The sequence below is a fragment of the Paenibacillus sp. GCM10012306 genome, assembly GCF_042649265.1.
In the GTDB taxonomy this organism is placed as follows: domain Bacteria; phylum Bacillota; class Bacilli; order Paenibacillales; family Paenibacillaceae; genus Paenibacillus_AQ.
Window position 1 is genome coordinate 1 of record NZ_JBHRYW010000021.1, and the last position, 22,789, is coordinate 22,789.

At 46.6% G+C, this 22,789-nt stretch carries 20 protein-coding genes and 1 rRNA gene; 1 reads left to right on the plus strand and 20 read right to left on the minus strand.

What is annotated here, in order from left to right:
- Positions 1 to 85: ribosomal RNA gene (locus ACFORK_RS27790) — 16S ribosomal RNA — on the minus strand; the annotation flags it as partial.
- 454 nt (positions 86 to 539) lie between these two features.
- On the opposite strand from ACFORK_RS27790, the gene ACFORK_RS27795 reads away from it, so the two are divergent.
- Entirely contained in the window at positions 540 to 1,796 is a 1,257-nt protein-coding gene (locus ACFORK_RS27795; protein ID WP_379205264.1) for an MFS transporter, read from the plus strand.
- A gap of 60 nt (positions 1,797 to 1,856) precedes the next feature.
- Here the strand turns inward: ACFORK_RS27795 and ACFORK_RS27800 are convergent, their stop codons facing one another.
- The 19 genes from ACFORK_RS27800 to ACFORK_RS27890 form a co-directional block, all read right to left on the minus strand.
- A complete protein-coding gene (locus ACFORK_RS27800) occupies positions 1,857 to 3,710 on the minus strand; it encodes a transglycosylase domain-containing protein (protein WP_379205266.1) in 1,854 nt (617 codons plus the stop codon).
- Between the two features lie 59 nt (positions 3,711 to 3,769).
- Complete coding sequence (locus tag ACFORK_RS27805) at positions 3,770 to 4,309, minus strand: hypothetical protein (protein WP_379205268.1); 540 nt, start codon at positions 4,307 to 4,309, stop codon at positions 3,770 to 3,772.
- 215 nt (positions 4,310 to 4,524) lie between these two features.
- Complete coding sequence (locus tag ACFORK_RS27810) at positions 4,525 to 5,634, minus strand: sensor histidine kinase (protein WP_379205270.1); 1,110 nt, start codon at positions 5,632 to 5,634, stop codon at positions 4,525 to 4,527.
- A gap of 20 nt (positions 5,635 to 5,654) precedes the next feature.
- On the minus strand, positions 5,655 to 6,362 hold the full coding sequence (locus ACFORK_RS27815) for a response regulator transcription factor (RefSeq protein ID WP_379205272.1): 708 nt from the start codon (positions 6,360 to 6,362) through the stop codon (positions 5,655 to 5,657).
- A gap of 143 nt (positions 6,363 to 6,505) precedes the next feature.
- A complete protein-coding gene (ligA, locus tag ACFORK_RS27820; RefSeq protein WP_379205274.1) occupies positions 6,506 to 8,518 on the minus strand; it encodes an NAD-dependent DNA ligase LigA in 2,013 nt (670 codons plus the stop codon).
- A 75-nt stretch (positions 8,519 to 8,593) separates the two neighbouring features.
- Positions 8,594 to 10,945, minus strand: coding sequence for a DNA helicase PcrA (gene pcrA / locus ACFORK_RS27825; RefSeq protein ID WP_379205276.1), 2,352 nt, complete (start codon positions 10,943 to 10,945; stop codon positions 8,594 to 8,596).
- 63 nt (positions 10,946 to 11,008) lie between these two features.
- A complete protein-coding gene (gene pcrB / locus ACFORK_RS27830) occupies positions 11,009 to 11,752 on the minus strand; it encodes a heptaprenylglyceryl phosphate synthase (RefSeq protein ID WP_379205278.1) in 744 nt (247 codons plus the stop codon).
- 130 nt (positions 11,753 to 11,882) lie between these two features.
- Positions 11,883 to 12,761, minus strand: a complete 879-nt coding sequence (locus ACFORK_RS27835) for a phosphatidylinositol-specific phospholipase C/glycerophosphodiester phosphodiesterase family protein (protein WP_379205280.1) — start codon at positions 12,759 to 12,761, stop codon at positions 11,883 to 11,885.
- A 105-nt stretch (positions 12,762 to 12,866) separates the two neighbouring features.
- Positions 12,867 to 14,273, minus strand: a complete 1,407-nt coding sequence (locus ACFORK_RS27840; protein ID WP_379205282.1) for an undecaprenyl-phosphate glucose phosphotransferase — start codon at positions 14,271 to 14,273, stop codon at positions 12,867 to 12,869.
- Complete coding sequence (locus ACFORK_RS27845) at positions 14,270 to 15,217, minus strand: glycosyltransferase family 2 protein (RefSeq protein ID WP_379205369.1); 948 nt, start codon at positions 15,215 to 15,217, stop codon at positions 14,270 to 14,272. The genes ACFORK_RS27840 and ACFORK_RS27845 overlap by 4 nt, the downstream gene beginning before the upstream one ends.
- Before the next feature lie 135 nt (positions 15,218 to 15,352).
- Entirely contained in the window at positions 15,353 to 16,321 is a 969-nt protein-coding gene (locus ACFORK_RS27850; protein ID WP_379205285.1) for a glycosyltransferase family 2 protein, read from the minus strand.
- Positions 16,322 to 16,426: 105 nt separating this feature from the next.
- Positions 16,427 to 17,290, minus strand: a complete 864-nt coding sequence (gene rfbD, locus ACFORK_RS27855) for a dTDP-4-dehydrorhamnose reductase (protein WP_379205287.1) — start codon at positions 17,288 to 17,290, stop codon at positions 16,427 to 16,429.
- 100 nt (positions 17,291 to 17,390) lie between these two features.
- A complete protein-coding gene (gene rfbB / locus ACFORK_RS27860) occupies positions 17,391 to 18,413 on the minus strand; it encodes a dTDP-glucose 4,6-dehydratase (RefSeq protein WP_379205289.1) in 1,023 nt (340 codons plus the stop codon).
- A gap of 78 nt (positions 18,414 to 18,491) precedes the next feature.
- Positions 18,492 to 19,040: a dTDP-4-dehydrorhamnose 3,5-epimerase gene (rfbC, locus tag ACFORK_RS27865; protein WP_379205291.1), complete on the minus strand. Its 549-nt coding sequence runs from the start codon at positions 19,038 to 19,040 to the stop codon at positions 18,492 to 18,494.
- Positions 19,041 to 19,060: 20 nt separating this feature from the next.
- Complete coding sequence (locus tag ACFORK_RS27870; protein ID WP_379205293.1) at positions 19,061 to 19,804, minus strand: sugar phosphate nucleotidyltransferase; 744 nt, start codon at positions 19,802 to 19,804, stop codon at positions 19,061 to 19,063.
- Between the two features lie 54 nt (positions 19,805 to 19,858).
- Complete coding sequence (locus tag ACFORK_RS27875; RefSeq protein ID WP_379205296.1) at positions 19,859 to 20,755, minus strand: decaprenyl-phosphate phosphoribosyltransferase; 897 nt, start codon at positions 20,753 to 20,755, stop codon at positions 19,859 to 19,861.
- Positions 20,756 to 20,770: 15 nt separating this feature from the next.
- Positions 20,771 to 21,172, minus strand: coding sequence for a divergent PAP2 family protein (locus ACFORK_RS27880; RefSeq protein ID WP_379205299.1), 402 nt, complete (start codon positions 21,170 to 21,172; stop codon positions 20,771 to 20,773).
- Between the two features lie 40 nt (positions 21,173 to 21,212).
- Complete coding sequence (locus tag ACFORK_RS27885; RefSeq protein WP_379205301.1) at positions 21,213 to 22,331, minus strand: glycosyltransferase family 4 protein; 1,119 nt, start codon at positions 22,329 to 22,331, stop codon at positions 21,213 to 21,215.
- A gap of 1 nt (position 22,332) precedes the next feature.
- Positions 22,333 to 22,710: a GtrA family protein gene (locus tag ACFORK_RS27890; RefSeq protein WP_379205303.1), complete on the minus strand. Its 378-nt coding sequence runs from the start codon at positions 22,708 to 22,710 to the stop codon at positions 22,333 to 22,335.
- Positions 22,711 to 22,789: the final 79 nt, after the last annotated feature.

A 22,789-nucleotide genomic window follows, 5' to 3' on the forward strand; every position in this document is an offset into this window, starting at 1 on the left:
AGCTTTCAAATCAACTCCGCTCGACTTGCATGTATTAGGCACGCCGCCAGCGTTCGTCCTGAGCCAGGATCAAACTCTCCAAATAGGTTTTTTCGAGTGTTCACTTCCTCGAATTACTCCGAGAAAATAACCATCCGAAAACTTATCGAAAAGAGCGATTGCTCATTTTGAAACTGACGATTCATTAAATGAATCTTGTTAAATCAACGTGTTCCATTTGTTCAGTTTTCAAAGAACTTGCTCCAGTTCGTTAATGACTCTCGTCCGAACCAGGAATTAGATCATATCATGTTTCTTTATTTCTTGTCAACTTATTTTTTCAACGCTCTCGTTTCCGTTAAGCGATGTCTCATAAGCACAAGAGATAATATACCATGGGAATCGAATGATTGCAATACTTTTCTTAAAATAATCTATTACACGTATATTTCTCCCCCCTACAGCACAAATTGTTTCCCATAATCCATTGCATATGGCTAAAATAGGATCTATCGTAAACATAAAAAAGAACCCTATCACACATATGGAGAGGAGCCATAATGAAAAACAATTCAACAACCGCTGCCCCTAAGCCAGGCCTCCCGGCTGCAGAGCAGCGCAATATGCAACAGGCCACGATTTACCGCATTCTACTCGCTGTAAGTTTTGTTCATTTATTTAATGATTCTATTCAAGCAGTCATTCCGGCGATTTTCCCGATTCTCAAAGATAACTTGCTGCTTTCCTTTGCTCAGATCGGCTGGATTTCGTTCGCCTTGAATGTAACTTCCTCGGTCATTCAGCCTGTTATCGGCTATGCCGCCGATCGCAAGCCACGCCCGATTCTACTCCCGCTCGGGATGTGCTGTACGTTTGCCGGGGTCTTTTTGCTGGCCTATGCCAACAACTATATACTCGTGCTATTTTCAGTTGTTCTTGTCGGATTCGGATCCGCTGCCTTTCACCCGGAAGGTATGCGTGTTGCCCATATGGCCGCAGGACTTCGCAAGGGACTATCCCAATCCATTTTCCAGGTAGGGGGCAATGCCGGGCAATCGCTTGGACCCATGCTGACGAAGTGGATCTTCATTCCTTTCGGGCAAATAGGCGCCCTCGGCTTTACTATCGTTGCCGCCGCAGGAATCGCCGTGCAGACCTATGTAGCTCGCTGGTATCGGGAAATGCTGAATTCCGGATATACGTTCCGTAAAAAATCCACAGCCAAGCTAATGGACCCTGCAAGGCGCAAAAGCATCCGGAACGCAACGATCATTCTTGTCTTCCTGGTATTCGTGAGATCCTGGTACGGGGCTTCCATCGGCAGTTATTATGCATTCTACTTAATGGATAAATACCGGATGTCTCTGGATAGTGCACAGGTGTATATTTTTATGTACTTGGCAGCCGGAGCTGTAGGTACATTCTTTGGGGGACCGCTGGCAGACCGTTTCGGGCGGCGTAATTTGATTCTCTTTTCCATGGTAGGCACGGTTCCATTTGCATTGGCTCTACCTTTCGTCAGTCATTTCTGGGCTGCAGTGCTGCTGCTGATTGGCGGCTTCGTACTTCTGTCCAGCTTCTCGGTTACCGTCATTTATGCGCAGATGCTGTATCCCGGCAATATCGGGACCGTATCTGGACTAATCACCGGACTTGCATTTGGACTTGGTGGCATCGGCTCACTCGTGATTGGGAATCTTATTGATGTGATCGGGATTTCAAAAGTATTTGTGGCCTGCGGCTTCCTGCCTCTGCTGGGATTATTGGCTTTATTGCTCCCAGGTGACAACAAGCTGGAGGAATGGGCGGCGGAGTAAGTCTCCTCCCCTATTAGATAGCTCATCCGTTCTCTACTTGAGGACCGATGAGCTTTTTTCTTATTTTCCAGTCTTCGCCAAGGCTTGGGACATGATCTTGGAGAAGAGCGCTGCCGCCGTCCCACTGCCTGCCGTCATATAATTGTGCTCATCCGTCCGGTCAAAACCAATCCATACCGCTCCCGTCCATTCCGGGGTGTATCCGACAAACCAGAGGTCCCGATTGCCCTTACGACTCACCCCAGGCAGATCCAATTGGGTCGTCCCGGTTTTTCCTGCAACTGGGCGGTTCATCTGAGCCTTTTTTCCGGTACCTTCATTAACTACACTCCGAAGCATTGTGGTCATCCTGTCTGCTGTAACTGGCGAGATGACCTGAGGTGAAGCTGACGTGTACTTATAGATGACTTCCCCACGGGCATTCTTCACCATCCGTACAAGATGACCTTCATTGTACTTCCCTCCGTTTGCGAACACGCTGTAGGCCTGGGCCATTTTTAACGGAGAAATGCCTTTATGCAGGCCACCAAGTGCGATTGCGAGATTATTGTCCTCCTCTGTTAATTCAATACCAAGCTTAGTCGCAAACTTACGCGCCTGACCTATACCTACCTGCTGCAACAGCCACACCGCTGGTGCATTGATGGATTGCTTGATCGCTGTCTGCATAGTTACCTGTCCACGGTAATTCCCGTTCAGATTCTCCGGTTGATAGCTTCCATAGGCCGCCCGTTGATCAGACAACAGACTGTCAGGAGTAAATTTCCCACTTTCCAGCGCAGGTCCGTAATCGATAATTGGTTTAAAAGAAGACCCCGGCTGTCTGGCATCCATAATCGCCCTGTTCAGCCCCCCTTCCTTAGGCTCCCTCCCTCCCATAAGCGCTACTACCTCACCATTGTGATGATCCATAATTACCATAGCCGCTTCCACTTGTCGGTCCTTCCCATCTGGAGGAAAAGAATTAGGCTGCGAAAAGGCCTTCTCAAGCACGCTCTGAACCTGCACGTTCATGGCAGTAACAATCGTATAGCCGCCACTCTGCAATTCTTCTCTAGACTTGCCGGTTAGCCTGGCTGCTTCCTGAAGCGCGGCATCGCCATACGATATCCCGACAGCCGAAAGCTGCGATTCCACTGATGGAGCCTGATACTTATGAAGCAAAGCAGTATTCATCTGTGCATGAGAAATCAAACTTCGCTGCTCCATGATGCGCAGAACAAGCTCCCGTCTTTCAGCAGATCGCTTTGGATCATCCACAGGATTATAGATCGAGGGGCCTTTAGGAATCGCTGCGAGCGTAGCAATTTGCCAAATCTCGAGCTTTTTCAGATCGGTAATGCCAAAGTACCGCTCTGCGGCAGCCTTGATTCCATACTGACCTCGGCCCATATACAACTGGTTGAGATACAACTCCAGAATCTCGCTTTTGGACAAACGCCTCTCCAGCTCCAAGGCAATAGACGCCTCGTTCACCTTACGTAAGAGGTTCTTATCCCTGTTCAGATACAGATTCCGGGCCAGCTGCTGGGTGATGCTGCTCCCGCCCTCAGCTATTTCCATATTCGTTGCATTGGTTACCAGTGCCCGCAGTATTCCTTTGTAGTCCAGTCCCTCATGGATATAAAAACGGCGGTCTTCCACCGCCAAAAACGTAGCAGTCAATAGCTTCGGCACCTCTGCAAGTTGTAGGGAACTCCTGTAACCAGACCCAGGCAGAGGAACTCTGCGCATTAAGGACCCATCCGCAGCAAGCATTACACTGGACTCCGGTAAAATCAGCTTGTCAGGATAACGACTAACTACGGTGCTTCCATATTCATGAATGTACACAAGACCGGCTAACATCAGCAGGACAGCAAGTACCCCAAGATCAAACAACAGGTACAGGATGCGCATAACCCTAGCACGCATGTTGGACCAATGAATCCTTCTATAGAAGCTCTCATCGGGTCTCCTCTCCAGCGAACTACTCATGACCCAGTAATCAGGCGCTCCAGAGCCTGCTCCATTGCGGTTGCCTCCTGCCTGGCTATTACGAGAAAACCAAGCATAGCACTACTGTCATCCCCCGCGGCTTCCGCCTCATCAAGACATCGAATTGTAGCTTTAACCCTGAGGATCATTTTCATGACTTCTTCGGTGGTCAGCACCGAGGGTGAAATAGAAGCCGGGTTGGGAGCGAAATCCCCTGTAACAAGATGTGGGTCAAAGCCTCTCCTATTGCTATTTATCCGCTCCAGATGTCCGGCTAATGCCTGTAATTCCCCCGCGGACAACACCTTCAGTTCCGTGAAAGAACCGTGATTGGCGAGCTGCTCGGCTGCTTGAAGCAGTGATTGCATATCCTGTGCCGGCTTCTGCGAGCGCAGCAAAAAGAGCCCCGAGAATACCAGCACAAATAGCATGGCAGCAAAGGGAGCTTTTCCAATATGATTGATAATCCAATGAGCCAACGTTACAACTAAAGCCCCCGAATCCGGGCTGTGACGGGAATACATCCATACAAACATTCGATATAACACAAAAAGAAAAGCAGCACTCAAGAGTGTGCTTCCTCCAAAAATATATAGATATACCAACCTCACAGTACGCCGCTTCCTCAATCCAATTCCTCCTTTCAGAAGGGGGTATTTCCCTCTGACACAAGGATAAGGAGCAAATCTTAAGAATGGCTCTATAACTTCTTAAGATTTGCTGAAGAAATAAACGAGAAGGTGGACAAAAGCTACCCTTGTGAAAGCGGAATACGGGCGATAAAGTCCGTACGTTGCCTGTTGCTTACGGCCAAAATAACACCCCCGTGCAGTTCAATGATCCCCTTGGCAATCGCCAGCCCCAATCCGGAACCGCCGGTATGCTGTGAACGCGAGCGCTCCGCCCGATAAAAGCGTTCAAAGATATACGGAAGATCGCCTTCCGCTATCATTTCTCCGAAATTGCTAACTCGCACCACGGCTTCATTACCCTCCCGGCTCAGTCCAATCTCCAGCTTCTTGCCGTCACGACCATAGCGGATTGCATTGGTGATCAGATTATCAAAAGCACGAACCAGTTCATACGGAGCTCCTAGTATCCATAGCGATTCGGTATCGTCTTCAATCTCATATTTCATACCGGCCGCAGTCAGTGCGGGAACAGCTTCCTCTGTGAGTTGCCGCATGAATGCCTTTAGATCCAGGGGGGCCAGAACAAATGGCAAGCCACCACTGTTCACCCGTGTGTATTCAAAGAGATCATCAATCAGCTTTCTGAGCACCAGCGATTTCTGATAAGCAATGCCTACGTAATAACGCATTTCTGTCTCATCCCGGCAGCGGTCCTGCTCAATGTATTCCAGATAGCCTAACACAGAGGTTAACGGAGTACGAAGATCATGGGATACACCGGTAATCAGCTCGTTCTTGGCGGTTACCGCTTTGCGCTCTTCCAGCAGGGAATGCTGAAGACGATCGGACATGATGTTGATGTTCTCGGCCAGCACACCCAGTTCATCCCCTGACCTTACTTCAATCCGGTGTGACTCCCCTAGCTTGGTGATTTGTTGGATGCCTTTGGTGATCTCTTCGAGGTAAGAAATGATTTTACGGGTATAGATGAAGAAGAATAGCAAAAAGCTGATGATTCCGGCCGCCGCCATAAGCGGAGCTGAACCGATATGGTTAATAATCCATTTCAGGATCAAGGAGTACGGTGCAGAGGGCGGAGCCGGATTCAAATACACCATGGAGTTCACCAACTGATAGCATGCTGCGAGCAGGATAGCGCCCGAGAATACACTCAGCAGAAAAGCCCATATAAACTTCCAGCGGATTGTACTGATATATTTGGAGTTCAAAATTAATCACCTCCGGCCGATCAGGACGGCCCGTCCAGTTTATAACCAATGCCCCATACGGTCTGCACATAACGAGGCTGTTTGGGATCAAGCTCGATTTTTTCACGGATATTGCGAATATGTACCATTACTGTATTGCCTCCGTCAAGAAAAGGCTCATTCCAGAGATTGCGATAAATCTGTTCCATGCTGAGCACCTGACCCTGATGCCTCGCTAGCAGCTCCAGAATAGCAAACTCCCGGGGAGTCAGCTTGACCTTGCGGCGATCCACACTGACTTCATGTTTGGCCGTATCGATGATCAAATCCTCAAACACCAGTTCATTCTCATTCCGACGTATGGGACTGCCTGTGTTCAGTTTATGATAGCGACGCAGCTGCGATTTGGCCCGGGCTACCAGCTCCAGCGGGTTAAAGGGCTTGCCCACATAGTCATCAGCACCGATGCTGAGTCCGGCGATTTTGTCCATATCGGTATTTTTCGCGGACAGCATAATGATCGGCATGTTCCGTTCCTGTCGTATTTTCATACAGGCAGCAACGCCATCCAGCTTTGGCATCATCACATCCAGAATAATGAGATCCACCTCTTCATTGTTCAGGCACTCCAGTGCTTCCAGTCCATCATAAGCCTTAAGCAGCCGATAGCCCTCGTTGCGAAAATAGATATCCAGCAGGTCCACGATCTCTTTCTCATCGTCTACCAGCAATATTGTCTCAGGTCTCACAGAAAGAACATCCTTTCCAGTTCTTTTGTTAACGTTCCTTCCTTATTCTAACAAAAGATCCCGGCCAATTCGCCTATGCAAATTAACCGGGATCTATAATATTTATGCTGAGCCTGAGCCGCAACACTTATTGCACTGTAATTCTAGCCTTCCAACAGCCGAATCAGTTCTTCCTCGTCCTCAATGACCTGAATGCCGAGCTGCTGGGCTTTGGCCAGCTTGCTGCCTGCCTTCTCGCCGGCAATGACCAGATCCGTCTTCTTGGAGACACTTCCGGTGACCTTCGCTCCCAGCGCTTCCAGACGTTCCGCCGCTTCGTCGCGTGTCAGCTTATGCAGTGTACCCGTAAGAACAACGGTTTTGCCGCTAAAGAAGGAATCCGTACTTACCACACGCGGTGCTTCCGGAGCCTTCGCCTCAACGCCAAGCGCCAGCATACGATCAATCCCTGCCAGCACGAACGGATCAGCAAAGAATCCTACGATGCTCTCAGCCACAATACCGCCAATATCCGGCAGTTCAGCGAGTTCTTCGGCTGTCGCCTTCATCACTGCTTCCAGATCGCGGAAATGATCGGCCAAGGTACGCGTCGTTGCCTTCCCTGTGTTAGGGATACCTAGCGCGTACAGGAAGGAGGCCAAATCCCGTCCCTTGCTATCTTCCAATGCCTGAAGGAGATTGCGAGCTTTTTTCTCACCGAAACGCTCCAGCCCTAGTAGCTGCTCGAAGGTCAGACCATAGAGATCAGCCGGCTGGCGAACACTTAGCTCCTCAAAGAGCTGTCCTGCTGTCTTCTCGCTGAAGGTCTCAATGTCCATGGCATCCCGTGAAGCAAAATGCGTAATCCGGCTGACGATCTGTGGCTTGCAGTCCAGCTTGTTGTTGCAGAAGAGATGCGCACCGCGCATTTCCAGCGTAGACCCGCAAGCAGGGCATTTATCCGGGAAAATAATCTCCCCACCGTCGCTCTCCTCGGTCACTTTGCCCAAAATCTCCGGGATCACATCATTAGAACGACGGATGAAGACTCTTGTGCCCAGTGCATGCTTCAGGTTCTTCCGTTCGATGTCGCCCACATTGTTCAGTGTGCAGTTCTGGACAGTAACCCCGGCCAATTCAACCGCCTCAACTCGCGCCAACGGCGTGATTTTGCCGGTCCGTCCCACATTCCAGCTGACGGATTCGAGAATCGTCGTTGTCTCTTCTGCCTCGAACTTGTAAGCAACTGCCCAACGTGGAAATTTGTCTGTATAGCCGAGCACTTCCCGAATCCGGAAATCGGTGACCTTGATCACCGCTCCGTCTATGAGGTAGTCCAGAGAAGAGCGTTTTTCTTCGATCTCTGCCAATTGCTCAGTCACATCGTCAAATTTGTCGTAGTAAGTCACATAAGGGTTCACCTTGAACTGATTATTCCGCAGGAAGTCCATCATCTCCTGATGATCGCTAAACTGCACTCCCTCTGAATAGCCTATATTGTAGAAAAAGGCATTCAGACGTCGCTCGGCTGTCGTCTTAGGATTCAAATTCCGCAGTGCACCCGCCGCGCCATTACGGGCGTTCTTCAACGGCTCGGCTGCCCGGGTATTATAATCGGCCAACACCGAGAGATTCATGATTCCCTCGCCCTGCACCTCAATCAGGCCTTCCTTGAACGGGATGGTCAGCGGAACCGACTTAATCGTCTTCACTTGGGCCAGAATGCCCTCGCCTGTCACCCCGTTGCCACGCGTGGCAGCTTGCTCCAGCACACCATTACGGTACGTCAGATTCAGCGTCAGCCCGTCAAATTTGAGCTCAACAGCATAACACGGGTCTGGCAATGGGGTATCCGGGTTCTTGGTGTTATAATCATTGACCAGCTTCAGTACGCGGGCATTCCAGCTCCGCAGCTGTTCAATATTCTGCGCCTTGTCCAAGCTCCACAGGGGGGCCAGATGGCGGTGCGGTGTAAAGCCCTTGAGCAATTCTCCACCCACCCGCTGTGTTGGTGAATGGGGAAGTACAATACCGCTCTCTGCCTCCAGCGCCACAAGCTTGTCATAGAGAACGTCGTACTCTTTGTCACTAACGAGCGGTGTGTCGAGCGTATAATAATGATAGTTATATTTGTGAAGCTCTGCTACGAGCTCTTCCATTGTATGCATAACATCCATACAGGTATATCCCTCCGTCAATAAGTGTCCTATGATTAGCGTCGTCCAAAAAGACAATCGTTAATCGCAGCCGATCTATTCCACCTTGGCGATCGGCGCAAAGCCGGCCAGCAGCCGTTTCACGCCCACCGGCGCCGGAAAAGCAATCTGCAGCTCCGTATCGTTGCCGGTGCCTTTGACGGACACAATGGTGCCTATGCCCCATTTACCGTGGGATACCTTGTCGCCCGCCTTGAAATCGGCGGGCCCTGAAGCCCCTGCTCCGGCTGAGGGCTTCGCCCCGCCGGAGGTCACGGTCACACGGCCCTGGCCAGCAGCGGCCGTGGCCGTGCTTCCGCCGAAGCCTGCGGCATTCGGCGTAGATCCGGCGGCCCCGCCTCGGCCGCCGAAATTGCCCCGGCCGCCGCTGGCGAAGCCGCGGCCGCCATAGGCTCCTCCCACTTCCGTCCCGCCGCGGCGGAAGCGGTCGTGGGAGGCTGGGGCGGTATCTTCCTTCAGCTCCTCTGGAATCTCCTCCAGGAAGCGGGACGGCGGGTTGGCCGTCGTCCGTCCGAAGAGCGTGCGCACCCGCGCGCAGGAGAGAAACAGCTGTTTCTCGGCGCGGGTAATGCCGACATACGCCAGCCGTCGCTCCTCTTCCAGTTCATCATTGTCCTGGAAGGCCCGGCTATGCGGGAAGACACCTTCCTCCATCCCGACAATGAACACTGTCGGGAACTCCAGCCCCTTGGCGCTGTGCATCGTCATCAGCACCACCGCATCGCTGCGATCTTCCTCTTCATCATTCATGCTGTCAATGTCCGCGATCAGCGCAAGGTCTGTCAGGAAGGAGACGAGCGACTTGTCCTCATTATTTTTCTCAAACTCCATCGTTACAGACAAGAACTCGTCGATATTCTCCAGTCTGGAGCGGGATTCAAGCGTGTTCTCATTTTGCATCTCCAGACGGTATTGCGACAATTCCAGCACTTTCTCGGTCAGTTCAGTCACCGACAGGAACTCTACCATCCGGTGCAGCGCTTCGATCATATCGTAGAACTCCACCAGCGCATTCCTGGTGCGTCCGGCAAAGCCCAGATCGTCCACCGTCTCCAGGACACGGAAGATCGATACGCCACGTTCGGCTGCAGCAGCGGCAAGCTTGCCAACGGTCGTATCCCCTAGCCCGCGCTTCGGCACGTTGATAATCCGTGTTAAGCTGATATCATCATCCGGGTTAGACAACAGGCGCAGATACGCCAAAATATCCTTGATTTCTTTACGGTCGTAGAACTTGATGCCGCCCACGATTTGATAGGGAATATCCGACTTAATCAAAATTTCCTCGATTACCCGGGACTGGGCGTTCGTCCGGTACAGGATCGCGTGATTCTGGTAAGCCTGACCTTGTTTCACATTCTTGCTGATTTCTCCGGTGACAAAATACCCCTCATCATGCTCAGAGTCTCCGCGATAAACCTTAATCTTCGCCCCTTCATCAGAGTCCGTCCACAGCTTTTTGGGCTTGCGTCCAGTGTTGAGCGCGATGACACCATTGGCGGCATTCAGGATATTGGAGGTGGAACGATAGTTCTGCTCTAGCAAGATAGTTTTCGCTTCAGGGTAATCCTCTTCAAAATTGAGAATGTTAGTGATATCCGCGCCGCGCCAGCGATAAATCGACTGGTCACTATCGCCGACTACACAAATCCGGTGATGGCTGTCAGCCAGCATCCGGCACAGCATATACTGCGCACGGTTCGTATCCTGATACTCGTCCACATGAATGTACTTGAATTTCTTCTGATAAAAATCCAGAACCTCCGGTACTTCTTTGAACAGTTGAATCGTAGCCATGATCAGATCATCAAAATCCAGAGAGTTGTTGCTCTTCAACCGCTTCTGGTACATCGTGTAGACCTTGGCAATCAATCCTTCAAAATAATCGCCGACCTTCTGCTCATACTGGGCCGGGGTTACCAGCTCATTCTTCGCCGTACTAATCACTGACTGAACAGCCTTCGGCTCGAACTTCTTCGTGTCGATGTTCAGTTCCTTCATACAATTTCGAATCACCGACAACTGGTCTGTGGAATCCAGAATAGAGAAGTTGGAAGTAAAGCCGATCCGCTCGATATCCTTCCGTAAAATCCGTACGCACATGGAGTGGAAGGTCGAGACCCAAATGTCGCGGCCCTCCGGCCCGACAAGCTTGGATACACGTTCCTGCATCTCCCGCGCCGCTTTATTCGTAAAGGTGATAGCCAAAATCGCCCAAGGCGGCGCCTTGCGGTTCGCAATCAGCCACGCAATTCGGTGCGTCAGCACCCGCGTCTTGCCGCTGCCCGCGCCAGCCATGATCAACAGTGGTCCTTCAGTAGCCTCCACAGCCTGTCGCTGCGGAGGATTGAGCCGACTTACGGCGTCTTGTATGTTAACAGGTTGCATGTATAACATGCTCCTTTCTTCATTCATATGAATTGCATTTCAGAGTAATTCTCTCTATAACGACTACTCAAAATGCATTTGCCCTGTATTCTTTACCGCCTGAACCGTCAGCAGTGCCTGCTGTAAATCCTGATAGATGATATTGCCGACCACAACCGTATCACATAGCGCTGCCATCTGCACGGCTTCTGCTTCGGATGTAATTCCTCCGCCATAAAAGAGCTGACTATGTTCAACTGTCTCCCGTACGGTCCGCACAGTTTCCACCTCTCCGAATCTACCGCTATACTCCAGATACACCACAGGCAGGGACATCAGCTTGTCCGCAACCTGTGCGTAGGCTGCAGCTTCTTCAGCTTGAAGCTCCGTATCAGCTTCTGTAAGTCTAGCCACAGTAGAATTGTCGTTCAACACAATGTAACCCTCAGTCAGTAGCATATCCCAAGGGATCAAGTAGCCGTAGCGTTCAATCGCCCGGCGGTGATGACCCACAATCCAGCTCGGATCCGGCGTGTTAAGCACCATAGGGATCAGATACAGATCAAATCCCGGGACAGCCGCCTCCAAATCCGATACCTCCAAGGCTACAGGCAGCGCATAGCGTCTGATTCTCGACATCAGGTCCACAGTATTCTCATAAGTGACCCCTGAAGAGCCCCCTACGATTATGGCATCCGTTCCCGACAAACATAATGCCTCCAGCTCTCCATCCCCCAGCTCACGGTCCGGATCCAGCTTGAATACATGCCGCCACGGCTTGATCATCTGCTGCACTGCTCTCATGTTCTTCCATCCCTCATCAGTCATTTAGGCAGGACAAAATCCCCCCTGCCTCCGCTAAAGATATAACTCTAGTCTATGCCAGCGGGAAGGGGGGTGTCAATTTAAAGCAGGTAAAAAATACGAACATTTTTTCGCTTTTTTACCATATGAAAGACTACAGACTGCTGCGCAGTCCCTTGATCCGGTTCAGATCATTCTCAGCCACAAAATCAGTATAAAATCCGTCTACACCCATACGGGACAGCTTCACAATCTGATCTTCCTCGTTCACGGTGTGAACGTATACCCGCGCCCCCGCCTTTTTGAGCTTCTGCACAAAATCTCTGCTCGCCCGGCTAGCTGGCATTGTTATATCCACCTTATTGTTTTGCACAAATTCAAGGACCTCAGCATCTGTATCCTTGGAGTTATAAAGGGTATAAATTACCGTGGGGAACATGTAAATATTGTTAAGCTCATCCAGCATAGCACGACTGTAAATCTGGGGAACGATCCGCTCCAATAATGCGGAATCTCTTGTCCGGGCCGCTTCAGTCAGCATCTCGAATTGTTCCATGATTAACCCGGAATCAAACTCCTTGGTATCCGTAACTATGTACGCATCTGTATAGTGCTGCATCAAATCCAGAATCTTCTCTAAATCCAATGGAGAATAGATATTCATTATCGGGCTGTTCATAAACTCATCGTGGCTTAGCGGAGCCCCTACTTTATCGGACGAAAGGACTTCGGTCTGACCCAGCAGCTTGCTCATATTCGCCGTCCACTCGTGTCTGGCAATGAGCTGATTATCCGTACTTAACAATAGATCCGTCTCAAAAACTCGGGTGCCCTGCTCATAATTCGCTATAAAAGCTTCAAAAGCATTAGTATATGTATGTCCCCCGATTCCGCCCATCGCATGAGCAACGACCCGGTGAGCGGCAAAGCCCGAGGCCGGCTGTTCCTGTTTCTGTCCAAGTGCGAATATAACTAAGAGTCCTAGTGCCAAAATCATGATTACAGAAGCCATTATCTTCTTTTTCTTATTCATATAAAAGTTTCCTTTTAGTAGTAAGATTGGAGAAGCTTAAACACAATACCCCGCTTTGCCGGAGGCAAAACGGGGTATCTCTCATACGTTCACCAGGCGTTTGGTTTAGTAGGCATTCTTATTCATAAATCCGTTACGAATCGTCTTAAATATAATTCGAATATCGAACAGCAGTGACCAGTTCTCAATATAGAAAATATCATGCTTAATGCGCTCCTCGATCGAGGTATCGCCACGCAATCCATTGCTTTGAGCCCAGCCTGTAATACCGGGACGCACATGGTGTTTCACCATATACTTTGGAATCTCATCACGGAACTGCTGTACATAATATGGCCGCTCCGGGCGCGGACCCACAACGCTCATATGGCCGAGAAGAACATTAAAGAACTGTGGCAGCTCATCCAGACTGGTCTTGCGGATAAAGGTGCCGAACTTGGTTCTACGCGGATCTTCGCGTGTACTCCAGCCGGTATCTTCTCCGGTATCCACCTGCATCTTCATGGAGCGGAACTTGTACATCATAAAGTTACGGCGATTCAGTCCCACCCGCTCCTGCTTAAAAATAACCGGACCAGGTGAGGTGAGACGCACACCAAGCGCAACAATCAGCATTACCGGCAGCATCATCACAATCGCAAACAGCGCGAACACGATGTCAAACATTCGTTTGGCCAGCTTGTTGCCTGCCATATCCAGCGGAATATCCCGTACATTGATCATCGGCATGCCCGCAAAATTATCGAAGTATGGCCGGGCCGGCAAATAATCGAAGAAATCAGGAATGATGAGTGTACGTACACCTGCTTTTTCACAAGCGGCAATGATTGAGGGATACTTCGAGTGAGCATCCAGCGGCAGCGCCAGGATCACCTCATCCACAGGCAACATCTCCAACATCCCGGACAACTGGTCTATCGTTCCCAGGATTGGTTTGTAGCGCTGTTCCTCGATTCTGTCCCAGGTATGGTAATCATCCAGAAAACCTACAGCCTCATAGCCCAGTTCAGGGTATTGCTCCAGATTATTGTAGAACCTTTTGCCAAGTGTACCGGCACCTAGAATAAGTACGTATTGACGATTGAAGCCTTTTTCGCGAATGGATTTAAGCATGGATTTGACAAAATAGCGGTAGAACATGACGGAGAGCAGATTAAAGCTCATGTAGAGTGCCAGATAAGTACGTGAAATATTGATTTCCTTGACGAAGAACATGAGACCAAGCATGATGAAAAGCGCCATCACATGCACTTGAAAAATCTTCATGAATTCATCGACAAAACGTTTCTTACGCTTCGGTAAATAAAGCGATATTAAAACCCCAATCAATACGGCAATAACGCCATAGATCATACTCCAGTAAGCATAAGACTCTACAGGCAGCGGGTTCTCATATTCCATCCATCCGCTCTTGAATTTCAGCCACCAGGCCGCCAGAAAAGACATCTGTATGACCACAAAGTCTGCAACCATATACATTTGCGTTAAAAATTGTTGATTACGGCGAATCATAATCTCACCTCATCTTTCGATTCAGTGCGTGTACCGGCATCGCCGGCAGCCGACAGACTCTGAGCTGGAAGAGGTACTTTTCTAGGTGATATCATGGCGTTCCGCACCAGCGATAAAACAAACTTGAGACCCACTCCGGCATAAACCATTCCATTAATCATACTGTTGTACTGCTGGCGATAATGCTTACGATGAAATAAAATCATTGCTCTATGAAATTCATACACAATCTTGAATGGTCTGCGACGTGCGCTACCGCCCTTAAGATGGATAATAGAGGTCTGGGAATAGTAATAAATCTTCCATCCTGCTGCCTTGATGCGGTAACACCAGTCTAAGTCCTCTCCATACATAAAGAACTCTTCATCCAGACCGCCGACATGTTCAATCGTCTCCCGCCGGAGCAGCATGAACGCGCCAACCAGACAATCGACAGGATAATTCTTATCCGGGTCCAGATAACCCAACTGGTAACCGTTGAAGCGAGGATTATTTGGAAATAACTTACTGAAGCCAAAGGCATAATAAAAAGAGGCCGAAGGTGTAGGGAAACCACGTTTGCAGGCCTTATCCAGTGATCCGTCGGGCAAAATGATTTTGCAGCCAGAAGCCCCAACGTCTGGGCGACTATCCATAAAGGAAATCATCGTCTCCAGCGTATCTTTACGCACGACCGTATCGGAATTCAGCAACAGTACGAAGCGTCCGGTAGCAATCTCCATGCCCTGATTATTGGCCCTAGCGAATCCTGTATTCTCCCCATTAGCTATCAAGGTAACGTTCGGAAACTCCCTACTAATGGTCTCTACTGACCCATCATGGGAATTATTATCTACTAAAATAATCTCATAGGAAAACTTCGTCTCCGAGTCATATACCGACCTTAGACAGTCCATCGTCAGGCGACAGGTGTTGTAATTAACAATCAATATACTTACATCCACACTCAATGCTATTACTCTCCTGACAAATATAGTAATCTCTCGACAAATAGTATAACACAAAACCTCCAAGAAAGGCGTGGCCTTGGCAGGGAGGTTTTGTATAAGATATCCTATATTGTTGTTACTTTCTTATATTCATCTTGCCCTGTCCTTCACCTTACGCTGCACCGCCTTACGCTTCTCCTTAAGAGCCGGCAGCTGCGAGAAAAAGGACTTCCATGCTTTAAATAACCCAGGCTCTTTAAGAAGCATGTATCCATGTGCGGCAATTTCGTAGGGTAATGATATGAGTACGGTTGCCAGCAAGTTGCGGCTGTGTTCATTTTTATACATCATTTTATATCTATTAATATACGATATCCGCCTAATGAACATCGATTTCCCACTTCTCCCGGAAGTCTTCCAGCCACGCTCATGATATCCAAGAGCTTCTGCATCATAGTAACCTTGCCAGCCCAGCAACTGCGCCCTCCAGGCTACATCTACATCTTCCTTATATGCAAAAAAGTCCGCATCAAAAAACTCGCCGCCTACGCTTATATCATCTATCATTCTCCTGGAATACATCGCAGCGGCACCCGATACGCCAAATACTGGACCAGATTCCTGCCAGTTTGCAGCCGCTTCTCCAGCCCCCCGGTCAAAGGCACGACGTGCTCTGTTCATTCTGAGACCTGTACTGTCGACCAGATTGGGATCTGCTTTTAACAAAAGCTTTCCCGTTGCACTCCCAATCTGCGAATCGACTGCCATATCTGCAACCAGTCTGCTAACATAATCAGGTGCCAGCGTCAGATCCGGGTTAAGCACAAGAACATAATCTGTATTGGTTAAAGAAATGGCCTGATTATGCGCAGGGGCAAAGCCAGTGTTAACCGAATTTTGAATAAGCTGTATCCGCTTATGAGAGGAATCGGGGTTGCTATGTCCACTTTGTAGGATATAGTTCTTAACCCTTTCCGCTGTTCCATCTCCGGATGCGTTATCAATCACCACAATTTGTTCAAGAGGATAATCCTGCGCCAACACCGCATCCAAGCATTCTACGATATCCTCTCCACTATTATAAGTAACAATTTGCACGCTAACTGTTTTGTTATTCATAAGGATCCTCGAATCTTTATTTTTCACTATACAGACTATTGCTCTATTATAGCGAAAAAATTAAAAAAACTCCCGCACCGTGTGTCGGTTCGGAAGTTTAATTTGTTATTCTTTTAACTCAAGCAAGAAATCCCTTAATCCTTCACGCCAATGCCGAATATCTTCAAATCCATTGGTGCGGATAGATAGATGCTCCAATACGGAGTTACGTGGCCGAGGCGCAGGCAGCGGGAACTCCTCTGTAGTACAAGGCTCTAGCTTGGCTGTGAAATCCAACCCCAGAATATCATGGGCATCTTCAAAAATAGCCTGAGTAAACTCATACCATGTACAAGACCCACTGTTCGTAGCATGATACACTCCGTACTTTTCAGTCTGGATCAATTCCAGCACAAAGCTGGCCAAATCCACCGTATATGTCGGCGAACCCTTCTGATCATTCACAACTTTAAGTAATGGCTTTTCCTGGCCGAATTTCAGCATCGTCTTCACAAAATTCTTACCGTATTTGCCGTATACCCAAGCCGTACGCACGATGAAATACTTGCTGGATAAGCTTTGTACTAAATTTTCACCGGCCCGTTTGGATTTTCCGTAAATGCTCCGCGGTGCAGTATTATCATATTCATGGTACGGTTCTGAACTCAGCCCTTCAAAAACATAGTCCGTACTGATGTACACCAGCTTGGCACCAACTTTTTCAGATGCAAGAGCTACATTACGGCTTCCCGTGGCATTAATTAAATAAGCACCGTCCACGTCGCTCTCTGCAGCGTCTACCGCTGTGTAGGCAGCGCAATGTATAACCGCATCAGGGTTAAAGTCACCAACCACTTTTACCGTTTGTTCCAGATCGGTGATGTCCATCTCTTGTCGGTCACAACCAAATACCTCATGGCCTTCCTTTTGCAGCAATAGAACAACGTCCTGCCCCAGTTGTCCAGCAGCACCGGTAACTAATACCTTCATTGTAAACCTCCGTAAGTTACTTATAGGCCATGACCCACCAGTTAAAAGAGGTACTGATCCGCTCTATAAGTTATTGCATACTCTGAAAGAAATAGATAGCCTATAGTGAGTCCCCTAAGCGACTTCCATATTGCAGTTCCGCATACTTTTGGTATTCCCCGGACTGAATGCGGGTCCACCACTCACGATTATTCAAGTACCATTGGATCGTCTCTTTAATTCCTGTTTCAAAGGTATGCTTCGGCTTCCAGCCCAACTCGTTGGTGATCTTGGTAGGATCGATACCATAACGACGGTCATGTCCTGGGCGATCCTGTACATAAGTAATCAAGGAGTCCGGTTTGCCAAGCTCCTGCAGTACAGTATTCACGATGTGCACATTCGTCCGCTCATTGTTGCCACCGATATTGTAGACTTCACCATTCACACCTTCGTGAATAACGAGATCAATCGCACTGCAATGATCCTCTACATACAGCCAATCGCGAATGTTCAAACCATCACCATACACAGGTAGAGCCTGATCAGCTAGTGCACGGGAGATCATCAGCGGAATCAGCTTTTCAGGGAACTGGTAAGGACCATAGTTGTTCGAACAACGGGTGATGTTCACCGGTAACCCAAACGTTTCATGGTAGGCACGAACCAGCAGATCCCCGCCTGCCTTACTCGCAGAATACGGACTATTAGGAGTTAGCGGAGTCTCCTCAGTGAACAAGCCAGTGGCTCCCAGCGTACCGTACACCTCGTCAGTCGACACTTGAACAAACTTAGTGACACTGTATTTTTTCGCTGCGTCCAATAGAACCTGTGTACCAAGTACATTCGTTTTTACAAACACATCCGGCTCTAGGATACTTCTATCTACGTGTGACTCTGCCGCGAAATTAACGACTACATCAACACCCTGACTGAACAAAGCATCCATTGCTTGGACATCCGTAATATCAGCTTTAACGAACGTATAATTCGGATTGCCCTCAACAGATTTTAGGTTTTCCAGATTTCCTGCATAGGTCAGTGCATCCACGTTAACGATTTGATATTCCGGATGCTGATTAAGCATGTAAATTACAAAATTGCTGCCGATAAAGCCGGCACCGCCAGTTACAAGCAGTTTCATGAAACCGACCACCTTCTTATACAATTATTAATAATATTCTATTCATCTGTTTCTCACAGAATCAATGAAGTTGGATATTTAATCAAAATTAAGCTCAGCATCTTTAAGTAAAGGATGACGTTGATCTTTATCGGATAGAATCGGATTGGTCACCGGCCAATCAATTCCCAAAGCAGGATCATTCCATTGTATGCCACGATCATGCTCTGGGGAATAGTATTCGTCTACCTTATATAGTACTTGAGTATTCGGTACGAGCGTGCAGAAGCCATGGGCAAAGCCCTTGGGTACAAGGAGTTGACGTTTGTTATGTTCACTCAAAATAACTCCAATCCATTGACCGAAGGTCGGCGAATTGCGGCGAACATCTACAATAACGTCGTAGATCACGCCGGACAAAACACGAATCAATTTTGTCTGTGCCTTAGGGTTTAATTGATAGTGCAGTCCTCGCAATACTCCAACCTCAGCTGAAAGAGAATGGTTATCTTGAATAAATTCATGCTTGATACCGATGGAATGCATTGTTTGCTGGTTATAACTCTCCATAAAAAAACCCCGGTTGTCGCCATGGACCACCGGTTCAAGAAGGCTTGCGCCTTGTAGTTTTAAAGGAGTGACTTTCATAATGGATATCCTCCTTTTATCTATAACTTCAATTTCCCAAAATCCTCATCAAACAAAATATCCTTGGCCAATTCATTAGCTTTTGCAAGTGAAGCATGCGTTCCAGCATCCGTCCACCAACCCTCAAGGATATCGTAAGTCAATTCGTTTCTTTTAATGTATGCATTATTGACGTCGGTTATTTCAAGTTCTCCACGGTTAGAGGGTGTAAGTGTCTTGATAATTTCAAAAACCCTACTGTCAAACATATATATCCCTGTCACAGCATACTCACTTTTAGGTGCAGAAGGCTTTTCTTCGATTGAAATAATATTATTCCCTTGTAGTTCAGGTACACCGAACCTTTGGGGATCAGGAACTTCCTGAATCAGAATTTTAGCACCGTTTCCCTGGCGTCTAAATTTCTCAACAAAAGGATTAATATTTTCTTCGAATACATTGTCACCAAGAATTACTACACATTGTTCCTGTCCCACAAACTGCTCTGCTAAACCCAAGGCCTGTGCTATGCCACCTGCTTCATCCTGAACCTTGTAGGTGAAGGATACATCCAGGGTATTCCCACTCCCAAGCAGATTGACTACGTCTCCCATGTGGTCTTTTCCTGTAACCACCAGAATGTCTTGAATTCCTGCCTGCTTGAGTCTATAAATTGAGTGAAAAATCATCGGATACTTGCCTACAGGAAGTAGATGCTTGTTAGTTACTTTTGTTAAAGGGTACAGACGAGAGCCCGTGCCTCCGGCTAGGATTATGCCTTTCAATAAAAGAACCTCCAATATCATGAAATTCCTGAAATATAAATATTTTAATAAAGATTAAGTGAATTTTTTAATAAAAACGACTAATACAGAGAACAAAACCACTGTAACCAGAATATGCTTATCATTAAGTAATATTTCTTCAGGCTTTCCTCCAGCGTTTTTCATATGGATTAAGTAATAGTATCTAAAAATTCCATATAACACAAAAGGTATTGTAAACATCATCGCTGATTCTTCTGATGCTGCATACATAGAGTAGAACATAATTAATACACCTGTAATTATAGTCATGAGTTGATCTAATAATTGAACACTATAAAAACTCAGAACTTTACGCTGATTGGTAGGATCATCTTTGAAAAGTATCAACTCATGCCTTCTTTTGCCCAAGGCTAAAAACAAAGAAAGCCCAAGCGTACATAAGACAAACCATGACGTAAGAATGCCATCTACTGCTAAAGCTCCCGTTACAGCTCTTAATACAAATCCAGCAGCTATAATCATAACATCAATTATTACAACATGTTTCAAATAAAGACTATAGGAAAGATTCATTGCGAAGTAGACTAGTACAGCGCCTATCACATAGTAATTAATAGAATAAGCTAAAACAAGCGCTATTAAAAAAGTGATAATGCCAATACATATTCCTGCGGGAATGCTTATTGCACCTGACGCAATCCGTCTATTGCGCTTTTCTGGATGCAGACGATCTTTTTCAACGTCAACAATATCGTTAATTATATATATCGTACTAGCCATAAAGGAAAAAGAAAGAAAAGCTAACAAAGCGTGTATCAAGGTTGTCGGATTTAAAATAGCTCCTGAAAAAATAGCAGATGCAAAAACAAGCAAATTCTTCGTCCACTGTTTAATACGCATTTCAACCAGTACATCTGCTAGACTAGTAAGTAATGTCCTTTTCTTAGCCAATGCTACTTGATGATTCAAAATAATACACTCCTATTAAATAAGATATATTATATATCCCAATAAAACACCTAGAATAATTCCTCCGGTTACTTCTATTTTGGTATGTCCTATTCTTTCTCTTAATTTTACAGCTGAATCAATATTAAGAGAGTTAATATTCTGCGCATGCTGACCTACGTACTTTCTCAATCCAGTAGCATCAAATATAACTATCATCACCAATGCGGTGCCTAGACCAAAAATTGGTGAGTCAAACCCCTCCCTTAAACCAATCAACCAAGTTATTGTGGTTACAACTGTTGTATGATTACTTGGAAAACCGCCATTTCCAATATAGCCATAAGCAGCACTACCAAAACGAAATCTATTAATTAAATACTTCAAAGTACCTGCCACAAGCCATGCTACAAAAGGAACAAAGCAATAATATATCATTTAATGTCTCCTATTCATTATACACGAGTTATAGCCTAAATCAGATTAAATTAAAACACTCTATATACTTGGTAGCCGCACTCTCCACTCCAAACAATTCATTAATTAGAGTTTTGTCCTTAATGTAGCTATCCCTGTTCTTTAATACTTTAATGATAGCCTGTGCAAGCTGTTCCACATCTTTTAGAGCGGCAGTTTCGCCCATTTTGGTCCTTCTTGTTATCTCTCTTACACCAGGTAGATCCGAGGCTACTACAGGAACCCCCGCCAACATGGCTTCAACTTGCACCATCCCAAAAGCTTCTAGTGAGTTTGTGCTTGGTAGAACAAATAAGTCAAGCGAATAATAAAATTCAATTAATCGGTCAGTAGATAATTTCCCTAAAAAACTCACATATGTTTCATCCCAGCCAATCCTTGTTTTCAACTCTTCATATATGCTCCCACCTGCAACATTTGTGTAGTCACCTGCAATTAAGAATTTAACATCCGGCAATGCTTCTTTTACAATAGGAGCAGCTTGAAGCAGAATATCTATGCCTTTCTCTTCTACAATTCTTCCACAAAACCCTACGTATGTCGCATCCCTATTAGTTCTATTTCGTGAGTTTTCGAATTCTTTATAAAATGATGAAGTAGGATGAATCTCTAACCATTTATCTTTGAACTTAGGCAATACTCTTGAACTCTGTGCATAATCATACGAGCTTACGACTATCTTTTTCGCTCTTTTAAAACTCGCCCTTGAAGATCTATCCATCAAATTAACTATAACAGAATTAGTAAGAGATTTAGGCAAATTGACATCACATTGATAAGTTAATATTAGTTTTTCTTTGCTTGTCAGATGGCTAACAATGGCAGCTTCCGCCATTGGCAGATGTAAGTTAACGATATCAGCTGCTTTTTGTAGTTTATAATATTTGTTGAAAAAATCCAGACTTATATAGCCTTTACTTATTTTAAACAACAAATTAGCACGCTCTATCTTAACACCATTAATTTCCTCGTACTCAGGAAGGTTCTTTTCATGCTTAGCCGTAAGAACTGTTACATCATGTTCTTTTGCCAACTCCTCAGCTAATGACTTGGCACATTCAGAGAGGCCACTTATATATGGGTAATAATAATTAAGAACAATTAATATCTTTAATCTCATTTTAAATACCTCTTTTTTTTGTATTAAATACAAAAAACTTATTTACTCCAAACGTAGCAATAATAATAACAAAACTAAGTGCAACCCTTGATATATTTACGTCGTATTTCAGTATGGTTACCATTAAGTAGAACAAAAGGTTGTCTATAAATAATGACACTAGTCTGACAGCGAAAAACTTAAGAAGTTGGCTACTATTTTTCTTTTCATTTGAAGCAGTTATAAAAACAAACTTCTTGTTTAAAATATAGTTCACTAGAACAGCCAATACATAGCTAATAATATTAGCAATAATATAGTATAAGCCTAGCCTCTCAAGTAAAAAAAACAATAAGAGGTTAATTCCTGTTGTTATGGCTCCCCAAAAACCATATTTCACGAATTCTTTGATATTACGAATTGTATTCCTATTTTTATCGGAGACAGTTGAACTAGGCAAAATTAAACACCAACTATCG